Origin of the sequence: Photorhabdus africana (genome assembly GCF_035181445.1) — a bacterium.
GTDB classification, from domain to species: Bacteria; Pseudomonadota; Gammaproteobacteria; order Enterobacterales; family Enterobacteriaceae; genus Photorhabdus; species Photorhabdus laumondii.
Genome location: NZ_JAXBVE010000027.1, coordinates 52320 through 72820, shown reverse-complemented (window position 1 = coordinate 72820; position 20501 = coordinate 52320). Strand labels below are relative to the sequence as shown.

At 44.6% G+C, this 20501-nt stretch carries 24 protein-coding genes; 11 read left to right on the top strand and 13 right to left on the bottom strand.

Annotation, left to right across the window (positions count from 1 at the left end):
* The 9 genes from SLS51_RS15590 to fkpA all read right to left on the bottom strand — a co-directional run.
* On the bottom strand, positions 1 to 606 hold a 606-nt coding region (locus tag SLS51_RS15590; protein ID WP_323839591.1), incomplete at its 3' end, for a GTP-binding protein.
* Positions 607 to 677: 71 nt separating this feature from the next.
* A complete protein-coding gene (gene fusA, locus SLS51_RS15585) occupies positions 678 to 2786 on the bottom strand; it encodes an elongation factor G (RefSeq protein ID WP_323839590.1) in 2109 nt (702 codons plus the stop codon).
* Positions 2787 to 2866: 80 nt separating this feature from the next.
* The gene (rpsG, locus tag SLS51_RS15580; protein ID WP_011144816.1) at positions 2867 to 3337 is read right to left on the bottom strand and encodes a 30S ribosomal protein S7; all 471 of its coding nucleotides are present in this window, start codon (positions 3335 to 3337) and stop codon (positions 2867 to 2869) included.
* A 97-nt stretch (positions 3338 to 3434) separates the two neighbouring features.
* On the bottom strand, positions 3435 to 3809 hold the full coding sequence (rpsL, locus tag SLS51_RS15575; RefSeq protein ID WP_011144815.1) for a 30S ribosomal protein S12: 375 nt from the start codon (positions 3807 to 3809) through the stop codon (positions 3435 to 3437).
* 137 nt (positions 3810 to 3946) lie between these two features.
* Positions 3947 to 4234, bottom strand: coding sequence for a sulfurtransferase complex subunit TusB (tusB, locus tag SLS51_RS15570; RefSeq protein WP_112879357.1), 288 nt, complete (start codon positions 4232 to 4234; stop codon positions 3947 to 3949).
* Positions 4235 to 4254: 20 nt separating this feature from the next.
* A complete protein-coding gene (gene tusC, locus SLS51_RS15565; RefSeq protein ID WP_113026455.1) occupies positions 4255 to 4614 on the bottom strand; it encodes a sulfurtransferase complex subunit TusC in 360 nt (119 codons plus the stop codon).
* Positions 4615 to 4623: 9 nt separating this feature from the next.
* Positions 4624 to 5019 (bottom strand): sulfurtransferase complex subunit TusD, encoded by a 396-nt coding sequence (gene tusD / locus SLS51_RS15560; RefSeq protein ID WP_323839589.1) that lies wholly within the window; start codon positions 5017 to 5019, stop codon positions 4624 to 4626.
* Positions 5019 to 5741 carry a helix-turn-helix transcriptional regulator gene (locus SLS51_RS15555; RefSeq protein WP_036779966.1) on the bottom strand — a complete coding sequence of 241 codons (723 nt, stop codon included), beginning with the start codon at positions 5739 to 5741 and terminating at the stop codon, positions 5019 to 5021. Before SLS51_RS15555 ends, tusD begins: the two co-directional genes overlap by 1 nt.
* 293 nt (positions 5742 to 6034) lie before the next feature.
* Positions 6035 to 6799: an FKBP-type peptidyl-prolyl cis-trans isomerase gene (gene fkpA / locus SLS51_RS15550; protein WP_011144810.1), complete on the bottom strand. Its 765-nt coding sequence runs from the start codon at positions 6797 to 6799 to the stop codon at positions 6035 to 6037.
* Between the two features lie 250 nt (positions 6800 to 7049).
* Here fkpA and SLS51_RS15545 point away from each other — a divergent pair, with 250 nt between their 5' ends.
* Positions 7050 to 7268: a protein SlyX gene (locus tag SLS51_RS15545; protein ID WP_113026454.1), complete on the top strand. Its 219-nt coding sequence runs from the start codon at positions 7050 to 7052 to the stop codon at positions 7266 to 7268.
* Between the two features lie 106 nt (positions 7269 to 7374).
* Here SLS51_RS15545 and slyD read toward each other — a convergent pair whose 3' ends face one another.
* From slyD to SLS51_RS15530, 3 genes are all read right to left on the bottom strand, one after another.
* Positions 7375 to 7947 (bottom strand): peptidylprolyl isomerase, encoded by a 573-nt coding sequence (slyD, locus tag SLS51_RS15540; RefSeq protein WP_323839588.1) that lies wholly within the window; start codon positions 7945 to 7947, stop codon positions 7375 to 7377.
* An 88-nt stretch (positions 7948 to 8035) separates the two neighbouring features.
* Positions 8036 to 8239 (bottom strand): YheV family putative zinc ribbon protein, encoded by a 204-nt coding sequence (locus SLS51_RS15535; protein ID WP_011144807.1) that lies wholly within the window; start codon positions 8237 to 8239, stop codon positions 8036 to 8038.
* Positions 8223 to 8372, bottom strand: coding sequence for a potassium transporter KefB (locus SLS51_RS15530; RefSeq protein ID WP_323839594.1), 150 nt, complete (start codon positions 8370 to 8372; stop codon positions 8223 to 8225). The genes SLS51_RS15535 and SLS51_RS15530 overlap by 17 nt, the downstream gene beginning before the upstream one ends.
* Before the next feature lie 159 nt (positions 8373 to 8531).
* Here SLS51_RS15530 and SLS51_RS15525 point away from each other — a divergent pair, with 159 nt between their 5' ends.
* Positions 8532 to 10457 (top strand): ABC transporter ATP-binding protein, encoded by a 1926-nt coding sequence (locus SLS51_RS15525; RefSeq protein ID WP_323839587.1) that lies wholly within the window; start codon positions 8532 to 8534, stop codon positions 10455 to 10457.
* 337 nt (positions 10458 to 10794) lie between these two features.
* On the opposite strand, the gene SLS51_RS15520 is transcribed toward SLS51_RS15525, so the two are convergent.
* Positions 10795 to 11367 (bottom strand): tyrosine-type DNA invertase, encoded by a 573-nt coding sequence (locus SLS51_RS15520; protein ID WP_323839586.1) that lies wholly within the window; start codon positions 11365 to 11367, stop codon positions 10795 to 10797.
* Positions 11368 to 12059: 692 nt separating this feature from the next.
* On the opposite strand from SLS51_RS15520, the gene SLS51_RS15515 reads away from it, so the two are divergent.
* From SLS51_RS15515 to SLS51_RS15475, 9 genes are all read left to right on the top strand, one after another.
* Entirely contained in the window at positions 12060 to 12626 is a 567-nt protein-coding gene (locus tag SLS51_RS15515) for a fimbrial protein (protein ID WP_323839585.1), read from the top strand.
* Positions 12627 to 12785: 159 nt separating this feature from the next.
* The gene (locus tag SLS51_RS15510; protein WP_323839584.1) at positions 12786 to 13352 is read left to right on the top strand and encodes a fimbrial protein; all 567 of its coding nucleotides are present in this window, start codon (positions 12786 to 12788) and stop codon (positions 13350 to 13352) included.
* Positions 13352 to 15955, top strand: a complete 2604-nt coding sequence (locus tag SLS51_RS15505; protein WP_323839583.1) for an outer membrane usher protein — start codon at positions 13352 to 13354, stop codon at positions 15953 to 15955. The genes SLS51_RS15510 and SLS51_RS15505 overlap by 1 nt, the downstream gene beginning before the upstream one ends.
* 262 nt (positions 15956 to 16217) lie before the next feature.
* The gene (locus SLS51_RS15500; RefSeq protein ID WP_323839582.1) at positions 16218 to 16370 is read left to right on the top strand and encodes a hypothetical protein; all 153 of its coding nucleotides are present in this window, start codon (positions 16218 to 16220) and stop codon (positions 16368 to 16370) included.
* Positions 16371 to 16435: 65 nt separating this feature from the next.
* A complete protein-coding gene (locus tag SLS51_RS15495) occupies positions 16436 to 17182 on the top strand; it encodes a fimbria/pilus periplasmic chaperone (protein ID WP_323839593.1) in 747 nt (248 codons plus the stop codon).
* Between the two features lie 42 nt (positions 17183 to 17224).
* Complete coding sequence (locus tag SLS51_RS15490) at positions 17225 to 17818, top strand: fimbrial protein (protein ID WP_323839581.1); 594 nt, start codon at positions 17225 to 17227, stop codon at positions 17816 to 17818.
* Between the two features lie 12 nt (positions 17819 to 17830).
* Positions 17831 to 18670, top strand: coding sequence for an MrpH family fimbial adhesin (locus SLS51_RS15485; RefSeq protein WP_323839580.1), 840 nt, complete (start codon positions 17831 to 17833; stop codon positions 18668 to 18670).
* A 32-nt stretch (positions 18671 to 18702) separates the two neighbouring features.
* Positions 18703 to 19242: a YuaE family lipoprotein gene (locus tag SLS51_RS15480; RefSeq protein WP_323839579.1), complete on the top strand. Its 540-nt coding sequence runs from the start codon at positions 18703 to 18705 to the stop codon at positions 19240 to 19242.
* Positions 19239 to 20501 carry an FKBP-type peptidyl-prolyl cis-trans isomerase N-terminal domain-containing protein gene (locus tag SLS51_RS15475; protein WP_323839578.1) on the top strand — a complete coding sequence of 421 codons (1263 nt, stop codon included), beginning with the start codon at positions 19239 to 19241 and terminating at the stop codon, positions 20499 to 20501. Before SLS51_RS15480 ends, SLS51_RS15475 begins: the two co-directional genes overlap by 4 nt.

Sequence of the window (20501 nt, the reverse complement as noted above, 5' to 3'; positions counted from 1 at the left end):
TTCTGGGATGTAGCTGTCCAGGGCATCGGCCAGTTCAATGATCTTCGCTTCCCACTCTGCATCACCTTCCAGCGCTTTCAGAGCAGAACCACGGATAACTGGCGTGTCATCGCCTGGGAAATCGTACTGAGACAGCAGCTCACGCACTTCCATCTCAACCAGTTCCAGCAGCTCTTCGTCGTCTACCATGTCACATTTGTTCAGGAACACGATGATGTAAGGAACGCCTACCTGACGACCTAACAGGATGTGCTCACGCGTCTGTGGCATTGGGCCGTCAGTCGCGGCAACTACCAGAATTGCGCCATCCATCTGAGCCGCACCGGTGATCATGTTTTTCACATAGTCGGCGTGGCCTGGGCAGTCAACATGCGCATAGTGGCGGCTTGGGGTATCGTATTCTACGTGAGAAGTAGAGATGGTGATACCACGCGCTTTTTCTTCTGGTGCGTTATCGATTTGGTCGAATGCACGAGCGTTGCCACCGTAGGTTTTAGCCAGTACAGTAGTGATAGCAGCAGTCAGGGTAGTTTTACCGTGGTCAACGTGGCCGATAGTACCAACGTTAACATGCGGTTTTGTACGTTCAAATTTTTCTTTAGACACGACTCTATTCCTTAATATCGCTCCCTCATCATTAGAGAGAGAGCTGAATCTAGATATTAAACCCGAAAAACTTATTTAGCTTTACGAGATTCGATAATAGCCTGAGCGACGTTGCTCGGCGCTTCATTGTACTTCAAGAACTCCATTGAGTAAGAAGCACGACCTTGGGTCTGAGAACGCAGGTCAGTAGCATAACCAAACATTTCAGATAATGGTACCTGAGCACGTACAATTTTACCGGTAGTCATATCTTCCATACCGTCAATCATACCACGGCGGCGGTTTAGGTCACCGATAACGTCACCCATGTAATCTTCTGGTGTTTCAACTTCAACTTTCATGATAGGCTCCAGCAGAACTGGTTTCGCCTTCATAAAGCCTTCTTTGAAGCCCATAGAACCTGCAATTTTGAACGCCATTTCAGAAGAGTCCACTTCGTGGTAAGAACCATCGAACAGTGCCACTTTGACGTCAACAATCGGGTAACCGGCCAGAACACCATTTTTCATTTGTTCCTGAATACCCTTATCTACTGCTGGGATATATTCTTTAGGAACAACACCACCAACGATTTCGTTGGCGAATTCATAGCCTACGCCACCTGGTTCCATTGGCTCAATACGCAGCCATACGTGACCAAACTGACCACGACCACCAGACTGACGAACAAATTTACCTTCTTGTTCAACAGTAGAACGGATGGTTTCACGGTAAGCAACCTGAGGTTTACCGACGTTCGCTTCAACTTTGAACTCACGACGCATACGGTCAACCAGAACATCCAAGTGAAGCTCACCCATACCGGCGATAATAGTCTGACCAGACTCTTCATCGGTAGACACGCGGAATGATGGGTCTTCTTGAGCTAGACGACCTAAAGCGATACCCATTTTTTCCTGGTCAGCTTTAGTTTTTGGCTCGATAGCAACAGAGATGACTGGCTCAGGGAATTCCATACGCTCCAGGATAATTGGTGCGTTGATATCACACAGCGTATCACCGGTAGTCACATCTTTCAGGCCAATCGCAGCAGCGATGTCACCTGCACGAACTTCTTTAATTTCTTCACGTTTATTAGCATGCATCTGAACGATACGGCCAAAACGCTCTTTTCTGTCTTTCACTGGGTTAAGAACGGTATCACCGGAATTCACCACACCAGAGTAGACACGGAAGAAGGTCAAGTTACCAACGAACGGGTCAGTAGCGATTTTAAACGCCAGTGCCGAAAATGGTTCGTTGTCGTCAGAATGACGCTCTGCCGACGTATCTTTACCGTCTGGCAGAATACCTTTAATGGATTCAACATCCGTTGGTGCTGGCAGGTACTCAATAACTGCATCCAGCATTGCCTGAACACCTTTGTTCTTAAATGCAGAACCACAGGTAACCAGGATGATTTCATTAGTCAGAACACGATAACGCAGACCAGCTTTGATCTCTTCTTCAGTCAGTTCTTCACCGCCAAGGTATTTTTCCATCAGTTCTTCTGATGCTTCCGCAGCGGCTTCAATCAAATTGCTACGCCATTCTTCCGCCAGATCCTGCATATCAGCTGGGATATCTTCGTAAGTGAAGGTAGTTCCCTGATCTTCATCGTTCCAGTTGATGGCTTTCATTTTCACCAAGTCAACAACACCGGTGAACGCATCTTCTGCACCAATGGCTAATTGCAGAGGTACTGGGTTTGCCGCCAAGCGAGTTTTGAGCTGCTCAACAACGCGTAAGAAATTCGCTCCCATACGGTCCATTTTGTTAACGAACGCGATACGTGGAACTCTATATTTATTTGCCTGACGCCATACGGTTTCGGACTGTGGCTGAACACCACCAACCGCACAATAAACCATTACGGCACCGTCAAGAACACGCATGGAACGTTCTACTTCGATGGTGAAGTCAACGTGCCCTGGGGTGTCGATGATATTGATACGGTGCGCATCAAACTGCTTAGCCATACCTGACCAGAAAGCAGTTGTTGCTGCGGAGGTGATGGTAATACCACGCTCCTGCTCCTGTTCCATCCAGTCCATAGTAGCAGCGCCATCATGAACTTCACCGATCTTATGGTTTACACCAGTGTAGAACAGAATACGTTCGGTAGTGGTGGTCTTACCGGCGTCGATGTGTGCACTGATACCGATGTTACGGTAGCGTGCAATGGGTGTTGTACGAGCCATTTGATTCCTCTATTCCTAGGACGTTCAATGTAAATCTGGGTGGCAGAACAGCCACCCAGGGCATCATCACTACGATGGGATTACCAACGGTAGTGTGCGAACGCCTTGTTAGCTTCTGCCATACGGTGAACGTCTTCACGTTTCTTAACAGCAGTGCCTTTATTTTCGGCTGCATCAGATAATTCGTTCGCCAGGCGCAGGGCCATAGATTTATCACCGCGTTTACGAGCAGCTTCAACGATCCAACGCATTGCTAACGCATTGCGACGAACCGGACGAACTTCAACTGGTACCTGATAAGTAGAACCACCAACACGGCGGGACTTAACTTCCACGGTTGGACGCACATTATCTAATGCAAGTTCAAATGCTTCCAAGTGCTCTTTACCAGAACGCTGAGCCAGGGTCTCAAGCGCACTATATACAATTGCTTCCGCAGTAGATTTTTTACCATCTACCATCAGGATATTGACGAATTTGGCCAGTAACTCAGATCCAAACTTTGGATCTGGCAGAATTTTACGCTGACCAATTACACGACGACGTGGCATGGAAATACTCCGTTTCGAATTCAGGGTTGTCCAAAACTCTACGAGTTTATTTTGACATTAAGGTAAATAATGTTTGGCCTTACTTAACGGAGTACCATTAAGCTTTTGGCTTCTTCACACCGTACTTAGAACGACCTTGTTTACGGTCTTTAACACCGGAACAGTCCAGTGCACCGCGAACAGTGTGGTAACGCACACCTGGCAAGTCTTTAACACGACCGCCACGGATCAGAATTACGGAGTGTTCCTGCAAGTTGTGGCCTTCACCACCGATGTAAGAAGAAACTTCGTAACCGTTAGTCAAACGCACACGACATACTTTACGCAGTGCAGAGTTTGGTTTTTTAGGGGTGGTGGTATATACACGAGTACATACGCCACGCTTCTGCGGGCAAGCTTCCAGAGCAGGAACGTTGCTTTTTGCAACCTTCATGCTACGGGGTTTGCGCACCAGCTGGTTAATAGTTGCCATTATTAAAAAAACTCCTGGTTTTTTTGCTTCGTAAACACGGATTAAATCTCTTGCTCTACCCTAACGGCAAAACACGAGGACGCGGAATTTTATGGCTGACTCGCCAAGGTGTCAAGAAATATACAGCTTTTTCTCAACTACCAGGCGAATTGTTGATGGTGTTTTACTGTCAGGTTAACAAAGTCAGTATAGTCGATCACTTGCACTTTGTCTGAAACCTGATCGTCCAATCCCCGCGCCTCAATATCTTCTTTCAGCGCATACAATGTAGCACCACGACTGATCAACGCCGGCAGATAGCAATTACCCTCAATGCCTGCCAGTACACCATCCTGAATAAACAAGATATCATCACCACTGGCAAGCAGCTTGGATATCACATTGAAATCACATTGATAAGGCGATCGGCCAACAGTATATAGCATCTCATTGTCCTTCCAATAGCTCAGAATGTCAGCACAACATCATAGTCAACCAGTTTCTCACGGATCGTTTCTGCAGGTATCACTTTCGCATCCAGAACAAAATGATTGACTGAGCTTAATCCACGCATAACAAGATCTTCCTGGCACAAATAACATTCTTCAATATCGTACAAAGGCAACACCTTAAAAGTAGCGATATAGTTTCTGGCGAGAATTCTGTCAGGCTGCTGATCGGGTAGTAGTTGAAGTACACCGTCAGAAATAAAAAATACCCCTACCTTTTCTGTTAATGCCGAAGTTGCCAGCAATGCATCTAAACCTTCTCTACCCCCTGCATCACCATGGGGTGTTTTAGTGAAGACAAAAGCAATTTTTTTCATTTTTGCCTCTTAGAATTGCACCACACGGTCGCAAATCAACATAGCTTCAGCTAGTGTGCCCAATCCACTTAATTCAAACCCTTCCGCGAGGTTTGCTACCGGTAAATTCAACTCACTCGCCTGCTGAGCATCAATAACACCACGGCGAAGGGCAGCGGCAATACAAACGTGCATGCTAAACCGATGCTCTGTTGCCATCATCTGCCATGCGCTAACCAAATCAAACTCATCACTGGCTGGTGAGGTCAATTGATTGCCGTTATAAACCCCTTCCCGATAAAAAAATACGGTATTAAGTTTATGCCCCATCGTAATCAAGGCTTGCGCGAATTGGTAAGCACTGCTGGCTTGTTGGGTACCATATGCGGGCCCCGTAACCAGCAGACAATAAGACAACGAAGACATTACCGCTCAGGCCCTAAACATTCACCATTTTTAAACTGGCGAATATAGAGGTAAACAGTATGCTTAGAAATATTTAAACGCTCAGCAACCTGATTGATTGCATCTTTAATATCAAAAATGCCTTTCTCATAGAGATTCAGAACCACCTGTCTGTTCTTGGCATTATTGGATACACTGCGATCAATATTGACCTCTTCGATAGTATATTCAAGCGTTTGCGCAACCAAATCATCCACAGATGAGGCAAAATTTACATTTGGAGCGACATCATGTGTTTCCTCTGGAATAAATGTCTGAATAATTTCAGAGAAAGGGACATCAAGATTCATATTAATGCACAAGAGGCCGATCACTCGGCGATTCCGGTTGCGGATCGCAATCGTGACTGACTTCATCAATGAACCGCTTTTCGCTCGGGTAAAATAAGCTTTGGATGCACTACAGTCTTCGTCTGTAATGTCATGTAACATACGCAGCGCAAGATCCGTGATAGGTGAACCTATTTTACGACCTGTATGTTCTCCGTTGGCTATTCTGACAGCTGAACATTTAAGATCTTCCAATGAATGAAGGACAATCTCGCAATGCCCACCAATTAGCATAGCCAAGCCATCAACTGCGGCTTCATAAGACTTTAAAATTTCGTGGTCCGTTTCAGTAAACGGTTGGTTTTCCAGTAAATCGACATCACTGATATCACCAGATAATAACGGGTTAGACATTAAATACACCATCCTTCAATCGCAGACAACGTCTTGCTAAAAACACAACGTGATAAACCTATAAAAATTTCTTGTGAAAATTCAATTGTGGCAGCTTAACAGAGATCTCAATCAAAGATCTTTGCATCCACATGAAATATTGACGTTAAAACCACATGACATCATCGTCAAGCCATTGCTACTCAGACATTTGGTCTCTATCACAGCTTTCAGTAACAAAAAACCGTTGACAGAATCTCTACCAACGGTTTTATCCGTATTGATCAAAGATATTTAGCGAACAGCTAAATAGCTTACTTAGCTTTGGTCTCCGCTTTAACATCCAGCAACTCAATATCAAATACTAGTGTCGAATTTGCAGGAATACCCGGCAGATCCGCTTTACCATAGGCCAGCTCTGGTGGAATAACCAGTTTAATTTTTCCGCCTTTTTTCACATTCTGTAAACCTTCTGTCCAACCTGGGATAACGCTATCCAGGCGAATAGAAAGGGGTTCATTACGCTTATAGGAACTATCGAACTCTTTACCGTCAATCAATGTCCCCCGGTAGTTCACAACTACCGTGTCGCTTGCCACAGGCTTCTTACCGCTGCCTTCCTTCTCTATTTTATACAAAAGGCCGGTTTTACTCTTAACGACACCCTTTTCCTTAGCAAATTCTTCACGATATTTAACGCCTTTAGCTTCATTCTCGCTGGCTTCTTTTTCCATCTTAGCTTCAGCAGCAGACTTCACTTTACCTTCAAATGCACGCAGCGTATTTTCAATTTCGCTGTCAGTCAGTTTGCTCTTATTATTGAAAGCATCCTGCACACCCGATAACAATTGATCTTTATCCAATGGGATACCCAGAGATTTCTGTTCTTTCAGGGTGTTTTGCATATAACGCCCTAAAGATGCGCCCAGAGCATAAGCATTTTGCTGATCTTCTGTTTTAAATGCGCTGTTCAATTCTGTACTACTCTGGCTATCTGCTTTAGCCGCCAACACCTGAGGGGCGCTGAAAGCCATCGCTAATGTGGTAGCAAGCAGGGTAACTTTAAACAATGATTTCATCTGTTTCTCCAATAGCTTTGGGGGATTTTACCGTCAGCAAAAGTTATGCAATCAAGTCACTATAACCGTCTACAGGAGCACAACACAATATTTGCCGTTTTTTAGTGCCCCAAACTTATTAGGACAACATAAATGACTAGAGGTTTCATAACAACCGCATTTCACAGAATATTCTGGGCATAGTAGGCTACTCTTAATTAATATGAGGCATCTAACACGGGCAATACAGGGCCTGAAACGGGAGAAAATCATGGATCTGTCAAAATTTGAGCAACGGCTTGAGTGTTTGGAAAGTCGAATTGCCTTTCAAGAAAGAACTATCGAAGAATTAAATCAGGTAGTGACTGAACAGCAAATGGAAATCACTAAATTAAGAGAGCATTTGCGGTTGATGACAGAACGATTGAAAGCCACTCAACCCTCAATGATCGCTTCACAATCTGAGGAAACACCTCCGCCTCATTACTAGGAAATGACATTAAATTACAATAAATTAGGGCAAGCGTTGAAACTCACTATTTCAAACTTGCCCCACTTTTTTTAAATATTAAAAGTCCACTATCCGCTTTAACTTATCAGTGGCAACCGCCGCCACCACAGCATCCGTGTCCTTCATTATGGTGATGATGACCGTCGTCATCGCCGTGACCACCACAGCACCCCTCACCATGTTCGTGACCATGAGCACCATGAACATGGCCATGAGCCAGTTCTTCTTCGGTCGCTTCACGAATGGCAATGACTTCAACATTGAATTTCAGATTCTGACCAGCCAGCATATGGTTACCATCAACCACAACATGCTCACCTTCAACTGCTGTAATTTCTACGGGTACTGGCCCCATATCGGTATCAGCCAGGAAACGCATGCCAACTTCCAGTTCATCAACACCAACAAAGACATCTTTTGGCACACGCTGAACCAGATTGTCATCATACTGACCATAGGCATCATCAGCCTGTACGCTGACATCAAAACTCTCACCCGCCTCACGGCCTTCTAGCGCCTTTTCCAAACCGCTGATCAGTGAACCACGGCCATGCAGATAGTCCAACGGCGCACTCGCCGGTGACTCATCAACTAAAACACCATCTTCTGTTCTTACTTGATAAGCCAAGCTGACTACCAAGTCTTTTGCTACTTTCATGACATCTCCTACCCGTGGGTCTAAAAATTTTTACCAATTGTAGCGGAATTTTCAGTCTCTGTACTCACTCGCGCTAATATTCACATAATTACTGTGGGGTAAAAATACCAATAACCTGCTCCTGCTTTCTGACATGAGAGCTCACTTTCTCATCAGTCTGGCGTTGTTGGTGACCACAATGGACACATTCCACCACATCCACCTGATCTTCTTGCCACATTGCCAGCGTGTCCTGAGAGTGACATTCTGGGCAGACAGCACCGGCAATAAATCTCTTACGGCTTACTGACATGATTTGCTCCGCTATTATTCATGTATTCATGCTCATTCCAACCATCCGGTTGGCGACGTTCATTCAGCATTTCCCGTTCGAATAGCTCTTCCAGTTCCCGTCGCGCCTCTTTTATACGAGATATGTGAGCCACATCAATACAGCAGCAGGACTTTAGGCGGCTGTAACATCGTTCCCTCCTCAAGAACGTGTCAGGACACGTATTTTCCGTTACCATGCATACGAACGTTATAAAATAAAACGCTTACTATCTGTTATTGCTAATTTAACATATTCTATACAAACGATACTTATGATTGTTTTCTCTTCATTACAAATTCGTCGCGGAACTCGTGTTCTGCTGGACAATGCCAGCGCCACTATCAATCCCGGGCAGAAAGTTGGTCTGGTAGGGAAAAATGGCTGTGGTAAATCGACCCTACTTGCACTATTAAAAAATGAGCTTCAAGCTGAAACAGGCACATTCACTTTTCCCAGTAACTGGGCACTTTCTTGGGTAAATCAGGAAACGCCGGCACTGGAAATACCCGCTCTGGAATATGTCATTGATGGTGATCGTGAATTCCGTCAACTGGAACAACAACTGCGGATAGCCAATGAAAAAAATGACGGTAACCTGATTGCTCATCTGCATGGTCAATTAGACACGATTCAAGCCTGGACGATCCGTTCAAGAGCATCAAGTCTACTGCACGGTTTAGGTTTCTCTCAAGAGCAACTGGATCAACCTGTACGAGCCTTTTCCGGCGGATGGCGCATGCGCCTCAATCTGGCTCAGGCACTACTCTGCCGTTCTGATTTGCTGTTGCTTGACGAACCCACTAACCATCTTGATCTGGATGCGGTTATCTGGTTGGAAAAATGGCTGAAAAGCTACCCCGGAACATTAATCCTTATCTCCCATGATCGGGATTTTCTCGACCCGATTGCCGATAAGATCCTCCATATAGAACAACAAGCTCTGTTTGAGTACAGCGGCAACTACTCATCTTTCGAACGCCAGCGCGCCACCAAACTGGCGCAACAACAGGCCCTTTATAAAAGTCAGCAAGAGAAAGTTGCCCATCTGCAAAGTTATATTGACCGTTTCCGTGCCAAGGCCAGCAAAGCCAAACAAGCTCAGAGCCGTATCAAGATGTTAGAGCGGATGGAATTAATCGCCCCTGCCCATGTTGATAACCCATTTCATTTCAGTTTCCGTAAACCAGAAAGTCTGCCAAACCCACTCCTGAAAATGGAAAAAGTCAGCGCTGGCTATGGCGAACGGACCGTTTTAAATTCCATCAAACTGAATCTGGTTCCCGGTTCCCGCATTGGCCTGCTTGGCCGTAATGGCGCGGGTAAATCCACGTTGATTAAACTATTGGCTGGCGAACTGCAATCTCAGAGTGGAACGGTAGAATTAGCTAAAGGGATCAAACTGGGGTATTTCGCCCAACATCAACTGGAATATTTACGTGCTGATGAATCACCATTACAGCATTTAGTCCGCATTGCGCCACAGGAAACAGAGCAGCAACTTAGAGATTATCTGGGCGGCTTTGGTTTCAACGGTGATCAAGTGACTGACCCAAGTGGGCGTTTTTCCGGGGGAGAAAAAGCACGTTTGGTTTTGGCATTGATGGTCTGGCAACGCCCTAACCTCCTGTTACTTGATGAACCAACGAACCACCTCGACCTGGATATGCGTCAGGCACTGACAGAAGCTTTGATCGATTTTGACGGTGCATTAGTTGTGGTTTCTCACGACCGGCATCTATTACGTTCAACAACAGATGAGTTGTATCTGGTTCATGATGGCCGGGTAGAATCATTCAACGGCGATTTGGAAGATTATCAACAATGGTTGATAGATCAACAACGTCAACAAAATCAGCAAATACGTGAAAACAACGATAAGGAAAAAGAGACATCCAGCCAAAGTGCTCAGGAAAGAAAAGATCAAAAACGGCGTCAAGCTGACTTCCGTAACCAAACGCAACCATTGCGTAAGCAACTGACTAATCTTGAAAAACAGATGGAGAAACTGGGTGGCGAATTGGTTGCACTAGAAAATCAACTTTTAGACAGCGCTATCTATGATAGCAGTCGTAAAGTCGAATTAACTGAATATCTGCAAAAACAAAATCAGACCAAATCAAAACTGGAAGAAATTGAATTAGCATGGATGGAAATTCAGGAACAACTTGAAAAAATAACGCAAGAGTTTGAAGGATAAATGATTTTACAAATTATCATTCAATAAAAAAATAAAGCGGGAAAAAATAATCCGCTTTATTTTTCGATAATTGAATCTGTCATTGAGTCAAAAATTCAAGATAATTTCAATTAATCCTTGGATATCAGTTAAAATTCATATTTTTATTTAATAACGTAATGTATTAACCCCTAATAAATTAAAAAATCAGCATTCAATGATATTCATAATTATCATTAACTAATGAAAAATCCTCATTAGCTCAACATTAATGAGGATTTCTTATCATCAGATGACATTTTTTTGTTGTAAGAGAAATAATTTCTCATATCACAACATATTTTATAAAAAGAAGATACTAACTGAGTCCTTTTGAAGGAATTTCCCATATATTGGAGAACCGTTTTACATTGCTTGCTGTGTAAATAACAGTGTGGGATATATTGCGGTGACCGAGATAATCCTGAATAAGGCGTGTATCTCTTCCCAAATCAGCAAGAGCATAGCCGCAGGCATGTCTTAACATATGTGGATGAGGAGAAATATCGACTAATGCTTGTCTGCCATAACGTTTTAACAAACTATAAACCTGATAGCGTGAAATCGCACCTGATTTTTGCGATAAAAAAACCCACGATGTATCTGATTCTCTCCAGCTCTTACGGATATTAATCCATTGATTTAACGCATTAAGTTCTTCAGGCACCAATGGATGTGTTGTTGATAGTCCCCCTTTTAATCGCCTTACGTGAATAATTTCCGAGCTAATATCAAGATCGGATAGTGTCAGATTACATAGCTCACTGACTCTAAATCCATGAATAAAACACATGAGTAGCATGCAATAATCCCGCTCAGCATGACGCCCCTGACGTGCTTTTTCTAAAATCGCATCAATTTCATGTCTGGTTAAGAACTTACGTTTCTTCATGAAAATAATTCCTGTGAGATTTGGGCAGATAGTTACCGATAGAGAATATTAATCTAAATAACTATATCAATTAATAGAGATTTTATGGAATTACTGATCTAAAATTCCATTTATTTATCATAAGAAAGAAACAAATATTTTTTATATATAAATATAAAACTATATATATCATTGAACAGTGATTTTTTGATAGAAAATATCAGGATGTAGAATTTTTATTAAAAATTAAGAAACTATTTTACAACAAAAAACTCAACAGAATGCACCAAACTGTGAATAGTTTTACACAAAACTATCACCTAAGTCAACTATTGTACCTCTCCAGACTGACAACATTTAACCATTTGTAATATATGGTTTTTTTAATATCTTTTTATGACTTTTAATATTTTATCAATATTATTTTATAAAAAATTAGTTGGTTTGTTTGAGCTTGATCAGAGATCAATCAATTGGAAAGTTTATAAATTTAAATTAATGTCGCTTTTTGGATATTAATTCTAAAATATTATATATTTTAGTATTTATAACTAAACAAAACAGTTTGGTGCATTTTGTTTGGTTTTAAAAAATGTTGATTTAGATTTTAAGACCCTTTTTGCATTGGATATCTGGTGTAGGAGTTGAAATCCTACACTGCTACTTTTGTATGGTTATGGGTATCTTATCCTTAAGTTAAGGAATTAACTCACATGAAATTGAATAAATTGGTTATGGTTCTCGGATTGGGTGTAACCCTAGCAGCAGGTTCTGTCAATGCGCAGCCCAAGCCGCCCATCAGTACTAAAAATACTAACCAAGGCCACGGAAAAGTGACTTTTGAAGGTTCTATTATCGATGCACCTTGTTCCATCCACCCCGGTGATGACGATCAGACTGTGAAGCTGGGGCAGGTTTCCAACAAAGCACTGGCAGGAGGTGGTAAGTCCACCCCGATTCCTTTTAATATCCGTTTACTAGACTGTGATGCTAACGGCTTAGAAAAGAAGATTGTAACGGCGACTTTCTCTGGGGCACCCTCTGCTGTGAATAAGGACCTACTGGCAATTGTTGGTTCGGCCTCTGGTGCGGCTATTGGTATCACCAACGATAACGCCAAGCTTATCAAACTAGGACAACAGAGCTCACCCACAATCATCACCGATGGTTCCGACTCTACCATGCGCTTCGCTGCTTTCTTACAAGGTGACGGGGCTTCTACGACTATCGTTCCTGGTGATTTCACCGCTGTGGCTAACTTCACTCTGGCTTACCAATAAAGGTGTTGAAAGAAGCCTTTCTGTGCGTTGGAAAGTCTATCTGTTTCTCTTTCCCGCGGTTGCCTAGCCTTCAGGCTGACCGGGGAAACAGCGGGAAAGAGGGGTCCCTACAAGATTAGGGAAATGAATTTGCCGGTAAACCAAATTTTGGAGAGCGAGATGACTCTTCTTAGCCGTCCAACCTGTTCTAAGATGTTGCCTTCCCTGCTGACGTTGTTAGTGCTAACCAGTCTGATATTGTCATTTATGGCAACCGCTATCAACCAAGAGCACGGCCGCGTCAACATGCAAGGCTCCATCATTGATACACCCTGTACAATTGCCTTGGGCAATCAAGATCAGACCATCGACATATCATCTATTTTGGTCGGACAAATTATCCGCAGTGGTCACGGGCCGGTACGGCTTTTAAGTATACAGTTGATTAATTGCCTGTTGGCTCCCGTATTACTGAATCGCCTGAGCAAGTCATACTTTCAAGTGACTTTTGATGGTGCGGCTGCTCGTAACGACCTATTTAGCATAAATGGCGAGGCGAGTGGTGTGGGATTACAGATATCGGACAGTACAGGAGCGGTCGTCGTGCCGGGCAACCCCATGCCTGTAGAGGATCTGCAAATAGGCTCAATGCGGCTGGATTATACTTTACGTCTGGTAACAACTCACCAAGTGTTACGCGCCGAGGTCCTCCACACCATGATACGTTTCAAACTGGATTATTTCTGATGAAAAGACCCATCATGCCATCGTTACTTTGTGGAGCGAGGGATAGCTCGGTGGCACTGTGTATCTTGTTGGCTCTTTGTCGCGTGCAGGTGGTCAAGGCTGCTGATAGGGTGGAATTCAACACGGATGTTCTTGATGTCAAGGATCGGGCGCGTATTGACTTAAGTCAGTTTTCCCAGGCTGGCTACATTATGCAAGGTAGCTACCAGATGGTATTACGCTTGAATAAAAACGAATTGCCCGAGCAGACAGTGCAGTTCATTGCTCCTGATCATGATCCAAAAGGCAGTGAAGCGTGCCTGATGCCGAAGATGGTTGATCAACTGGGGCTTAAAGCGGATGCAATCCGTCAGCTTACTTGGTGGCATAACGGCCAATGCCTAGAAATCGCTTCTCTGAAAGGTATGGAAGTTCGAGGTGACTTGGGCGCTGGGGCACTATACATCAGCATGCCGCAGGCTTACTTAGAATATACCGTAGAAAACTGGGATCCGCCGTCACGTTGGGATAATGGGATCTCCGGTATGTTGTTTGACTACAGCGTCAATGCACAGGTGACAAATCAGTCAGGTGCAGGCAGACAAGCGCAATCTTTAAGTGGTAACGGAACAGTTGGGGCCAACTTGGGACCTTGGCGTCTGCGGGCCGATTGGCAGGTGCAGTACAGCCATACTACGGGACAAGTAGGAAGTGCCCAGCAAAGCTGGGAGTGGAGCCGCTATTACGTCTACCGTGTGATAGCCGCTCTGCGTGCCAAGCTGACGTTGGGGGAAGACTACCTCAACTCCGGGATGTTTGACAGTTTCCGTTACATCGGAGCCAGTCTGATATCGGACGACAACATGCTGCCACCGAACCTGCGCGGTTATGCGCCGGAAGTGACAGGGGTGGCGAAGACTAACGCTAAGGTGACCATCAGTCAGCAAGGGCGTGTGATTTATGAAACTCAGGTGGCAGCAGGCCCTTTCAGTATTCAGGATCTGAATACTGCGGTGAATGGCAAGCTGGATGTGAAGGTACAGGAGCAGGATGGCAGCGTACAGACCTTTCAGGTGAATACCGCTAATGTCCCCTATCTGACACGTCCGGGTATGGTTCGTTACAAAATTGCCACCGGTAAACCATCAGATATTAAGCATCGCAGTAAAGGGCCGGGCTTTGCAACCGGAGAATTCTCTTGGGGGGTGAACAACGGTTGGTCGCTGTACGGAGGCGCTTTGCTGGCTAGGGGCTATAACGCTCTGGCTATCGGTATCGGCCGTGACTTGCTGGCGTTTGGTGCATTGTCATTTGATATAACGCAGTCGCGAGCTCAGCTTCTGCATGATGACACCAAACACGGAGGCTCGTATCGGGTTAGCTATTCTAAACGCTTTGACGAATACGACAGCCAGATAACATTTGCAGGTTACCGTTTCTCAGAACGTAACTTCATGAGCATGTCGCAGTATTTAGAGGCGCGTTATTACGGTGTCAATAATGGCAGAGGTAAAGAGTTCTATACCATCACATTCAACAAGCAGTTTAAGGAATTAGGGCTTAGTGTTTATCTGAACTACGGCCATCAGACCTATTGGGACCGTCCGAACAACGATACTTATAACCTGTCACTATCGCGTTATTTTGACATTGGACGCTTTAAAAACATCAGCCTGAGCCTAACGGCATATCGGACTCAGTACAACGACACTAATGATGACGGTTTGTATCTGAGTATGGCTGTACCGTGGGGTGAAAATAGCACAATAACCTATGACGGTCAGCTTAGCCGTAATAGTAGTAATACTGTGGGCTACTATGACCGTATCGATGACAACAATGCATATCGGATTAATGTCGGTAACGGTCAGGGTGGGCGTAGTATTGGCAGTGGTTACTTCACCCATGAGGGGGATATAGCTAAGTTGACAGCGAATGCCAATTTCCGTGGAAGTGAATATAGCGCTATGGGGCTGTCACTTCAGGGGGGAATGACGGCAACGGCAGATGGCGCTGCGCTACACCGTATCAACATGATAGGGGGAACACGCATGATGATCGACGCTGATGGGATTGGTGGTGTACCAATACGCGGTTATGGCAGTGTGACCCATACCAACATTTTTGGTAAAGCGGTGGTGAGTGATATCAACAGTTACTACCGCAGCAGCGTTAATGTGGACGTGAACCAACTGGCGGATAACGTGGATGCAACTCGCTCGGTGGTACAAGGCACGCTAACGGAAGGCGCTATTGGTTATCGCAAGTTTGGGATGATCGCCGGCGAGAAGGCGATGGCCATTATTAAGTTGACAGACGGTACGGCTCCTCCATTCGGCGCTATCGTGATGAACGAACGTGAAATGCAAACTGGCATCGTGAATGATGAAGGAAGTGTGTGGTTAACCGGCATTAATCCAGGCGAGAACATGAGTGTGCATTGGGATGGTCGTATACAGTGTCTCATCACATTACCGCAATCTCTTCTAGCCAACTTGATGAATAATCTGTTGTTACCTTGTCGGCGTGTTAAAGGGAATGATGGTGATGACACTGTAGAGACAGTTGTTACACCAGCCAACACAGGTAACATAGCGAGGATCGGCGGCGAAAATGGCAGGTGAGTTAAGACAAACTGGATGGGTAATTCAGGTGTGGAGAATCAGGTGTGGAGAACCGTAAGCCGCGTAAGTATGTGCTGCGAGATTAGATTTATACCCTATGGATTTCAAGATGCATCGCGACGGCAAGGGAGCGAATCCCCGGGAGCATATACCTTATGGATTTCAAGATGCATCGCGGCGGCAAGGGAGCGAATCCCCGGGAGCATAGATAACTATGTGACCGGGGTGAGTGAGTGCAGCCAACAAAGAAGCAACTTGAAAGATGACGGGTATAGATAACTCTGTGACCGGGGTGAGTGAGTGCCGCCAACAAAGAGGCAACTTGAAAGATGACGGGTATAGCAGTGATATCAACCATATTTGCGCATTCGCACTCGATTCCAGCCAAGGGTGGTGGTTCTTTCCAGAAGATTAATAAAAGTGTGGGGTGGATGAATGGAAATGTTGCCTAAAGATAAGTACAACCGCATGAGTATGACAATGAAAAAAAACACGGCGGCTTCTGCTGTCATGTTGGCCGGTATTCTGGCTGTTCAGCAGGCTAATGCAGCTATTGCCCTCGATCGCACCCGCGCGGTGTTTAATGGGGAAGATAGATCAATGAGCCTTAGTATCAGTAACCAGAATAAAGAGTTGCCCTATCTTGCGCAGGCTTGGATTGAGGACGAACATGGCAACAAGATTAACACTCCACTGACTGCGCTACCGCCACTTCAGAGAGTAGAGCCGGGAGCCAAAAGCCAAGTGAAGTTGCAAGTCACTCAGGGCATCAACATGTTGTCTCAGGATAAAGAGACGCTGTTCTATTTCAACCTCCGGGAAATTCCGCCAAAGTCCAACAAACCCAACACATTGCAGATTGCGCTGCAAACACGTATCAAACTGTTTTATCGGCCAAAGGCTATTACTGTTGGCCGCACGGACTACGAAAATCCTTATCAGGAGAAGTTGACGATGACTCGACAAGGGGATCGCTATGTAGTGAACAATCCGACGCCATACTACGTGACCATCGCATCAGCATCGTCCAGCCTAAATGGAGCAGCGGTATCCGGTTTTAATCCGATGATGATCCCACCAAAAGGCAGTGCTGTGTTGGGTGGCAGTGCGTCAGCAATGGGTAACAATCCTGTACTGATTTTCATCAATGATTTCGGTGGTCGGCCAAAATTAGTGTTTGGTTGTAGTGGTGGCACTTGTACCGTGAAAAGTAGTAAACCCGGTTGAGATGTTTGCTGAAATTGGGATAACTCAGTAAAGGAGGCATGCATGAACACCATCCTAAAGCCAGATCGAGATGGACTGATACCGTCCTTGTGTCGGCGTAACCGATTACATGTTCTTGAGGCGTTGTTGCTCTTGCTTTCGATAAGCTCAGTGTGTAATGCGAAGGATAAATTTGAATCCATTGTTCGTATAAAAGTTAATGTACTTAGAGAAGCTTGCGGTATCCAGCCTGGAGATGATGCAATTACCGTGGACTTCGATACAGTGTCCGGAAAACACCTTTATCAAAATGAACGTAGTCATAGTAAAACGTTTTCAATTCACCTCATAAACTGTGATGTGACAAGAGCTCGGGAGGTGAATATAAAATTTCTAGGTAAGGAAAATAATGAGCTTCCTGGGTTTTTGGCTTTTCAACCGGGAAGTCAAGCATCAGGGGCAGCGGTTGGAATAGAATCTCTGGCTGGAGAACCTATTTCGATAAACAAGACTGTTAAAAAATACCGTTTAAATAATGGCAATGCCACGCTGGACTTTAAAGCCTATGTGCAAGGGGAGCCTTCTGCTATCAAAAATCACTCAATAGTATTTGGTAAGTTCTCGGCTATTTCGACGTTTATGTTGGACTATGAGTGAAATGGAGGGAATATGAGGGGCTTTTTCTATCTTGTTTTTTTCATGACATTGGCTGGTGTTCCATTTATAGAGGTAAATGCAGAAGCCTTTGTTACGCCAATTGACATGTACCAAGTCAATGCTGGTGGTCGAGACACACGTGTAGTTCTACAAATAGTTGACTGGACGGAAAATGATACAGACCAAAACCCATGTTACAACTCTATGCTTTGTTATGTTGGTCCAGATGTGAAATATCGCACTGCCCCTGTAAACCCGGGGATGTATGGTAGCTGTAAGATGGAGGATCATTGTCTTGAAATCTCTCGATATGAGACTAAGAAGAGGGTAGCCGAGGAGTACAAAAAAAAATTTCCGTTGCCATATCGATCAGATTTCCTTTTGCGATCCCCTGAAGCAGATTGTGTAGGATTGTTTTATATTCGGCACCAACCTACTATAGGTGATTCAGATGCACAGCAGTGGCCTGGTAGTGTTTGTGGCAAGGTGCCATCAGTCAAGCAATCTTGCAGTCTTTCTTTGCCATCTGTCATTGATCATGGCAATTTGGGGGTGGAAAATCTCAATGGGAATAAGAAAACGATAACAGGAAATGTGCAGTGCACATTGCCAGCTAACCTGACTTTATATACAAAATCCTCAACGGGTGAAAAGTTTATTTATTTAAATCCTGAAAAAACACTTTACTCCGATGTGGATATCAATGGTTCAAATGCTTGGAATGGTGTTCCAATAACGGTAAGTGGAAATAATCTCTATTCATTTTCTTTTTCATCCAGACTTCAATCATTGGGTAAAGTTAGTGCAGGTGCCTATTCGGGAGATGTTATTGTGATTATGACGTTTAATTAGTTTTGATGCCAATGATGCTGGGGAGTAATAAGGTGAATAACTTGTTTGTTCTTAAACATATATGTGTGATGTTGCAGGTTCGGAAAATAACAGGGCACTGCATTGTATCTTATGGTTGTTATTTTTACCTACTATTAGCAATCGCATTTCTTTTAACAGGATGTGCTCAAGAGCTCACACCAAAGAGAGTGCCGACATCAAGTAAAATAAAAGTATCGTCAACCTCTAAGACATTGGTTCATTCTTCATTACCCCCTGAATCTGGAAGTGGTGATTGTCGTTTTACCGGAAATGTGCAGCCCTCGGCTGACAGCAATTCCGGTAAATTGGCACAATGTACTCGCGAGTTGGAGGCATTGAAGCAGTTCAGCGGCACTAAATACACACGCTACAAAGCCGAATTTGATCGCATCGCCCGTACGGGTAGTCAATATTTGGCGGTGGCTAACGGGATCAGTGAAGATATCAATGACTTAGTACGTCCTAAGTATCAGTATGCTCTTACCAGTTTGTGTTATCGTATAAAAAACGACTTATCATTGGCATTAATTAATCAGGTAGATGCACAATGAGCTGTATACGAATGCATCTTCATCGCTGTGCCTGGTTATTAATTGGTTTTTTGGGAACGGTTGATATTGTAAGTGCGGCAGAAAGTGGAAACTATACACCTCCTGGCGGTACGCCCTCGGTGGATAGCTTGATGGAAAGCGCCAGTAATTCTGATTATGGTCTGAGTACCCTAATGGCGCAACAGTCCAAATCTGGTGAGTCATCTTCAAACAGAAGTGCATCAAAACATACAGTTGGAACATCCATTCTTGTTGGTATGGGGGCCTCGTCCGGTAGTAGCGAAGCAGCAGCCCGTAAAGTATTGCGTGCAGAGAATCGTAAGCTTAAGAGACAACTGACCGATAGTATCGCCGAGTTGAAATCTTCCCAGACTGAACTAGAGAAGAGCCGTAAGCAGCTATCTGACCACCAATCAGTCAGGATAGAAGTGCAGAAGCAAAAGGATACATTACAAAAACAGTTAAGTGACCATCAGACCCTACTGACAGCTACGCAGCATCAGTTCAAAGAAGCACAAACGCAGTTAGAGGCCGTGCGTAAACAGTTCAGAGAAACTGACATTGCTCGAAAGCAGTTAGAGACGGCATTGGTTTCTACTCGTTATCAACTAGTGCAAGCCAATGATCGAGCGGTAAAAGCCAGTAAATCCGTGAGTGTACCGCTCGATAGCGATAACCGTAAGCGTGACTATGTCGTGGGCCAAGCGATGGCCTCGGGGCTAAAAGAGACACTGGCGAGTTATGCAGAAAGTGGGTTATCTCTGGATCCTGTTCGAGTGACTGCCGGATTAACTGATGGATTACGCAATCGTATGCAGCTTAAACGCAGTGATATGGATAAATATTACCTGACCTTTGCGGAGCAATTACAAAAACAGGTAAACGCCAAGGTTAAGATGGGAGAAGCACTGATTGCGAAGAAAACTGCCGGACGCAAGCCAGCAAAGAAAGTCAATGGCTTGGTGTACTTTGTGGTCAAGAAAGGTCACCCTATTAAGGATCAGGATGCACCGGTTTCGCTAGCTTTGTCTGAGCAGATTGTTGATGGTGCCACTTTAAGCACTATTCCGACACTGACACTTACCGCTGACGATGATATACCCGCCGTAGTGCGTGAGGCGCTTCCATTGTTGGGTGAAGAGGCCGAAGTTGATGCCTATGCTTTAGCTAAGGTCGTGTATGGCAACTTACCGATGCCGAAAGGGGTAACCCCGTTTACGGTCTTGGTCTATCACCTGAAAGGGATTAAACCCCAGTAA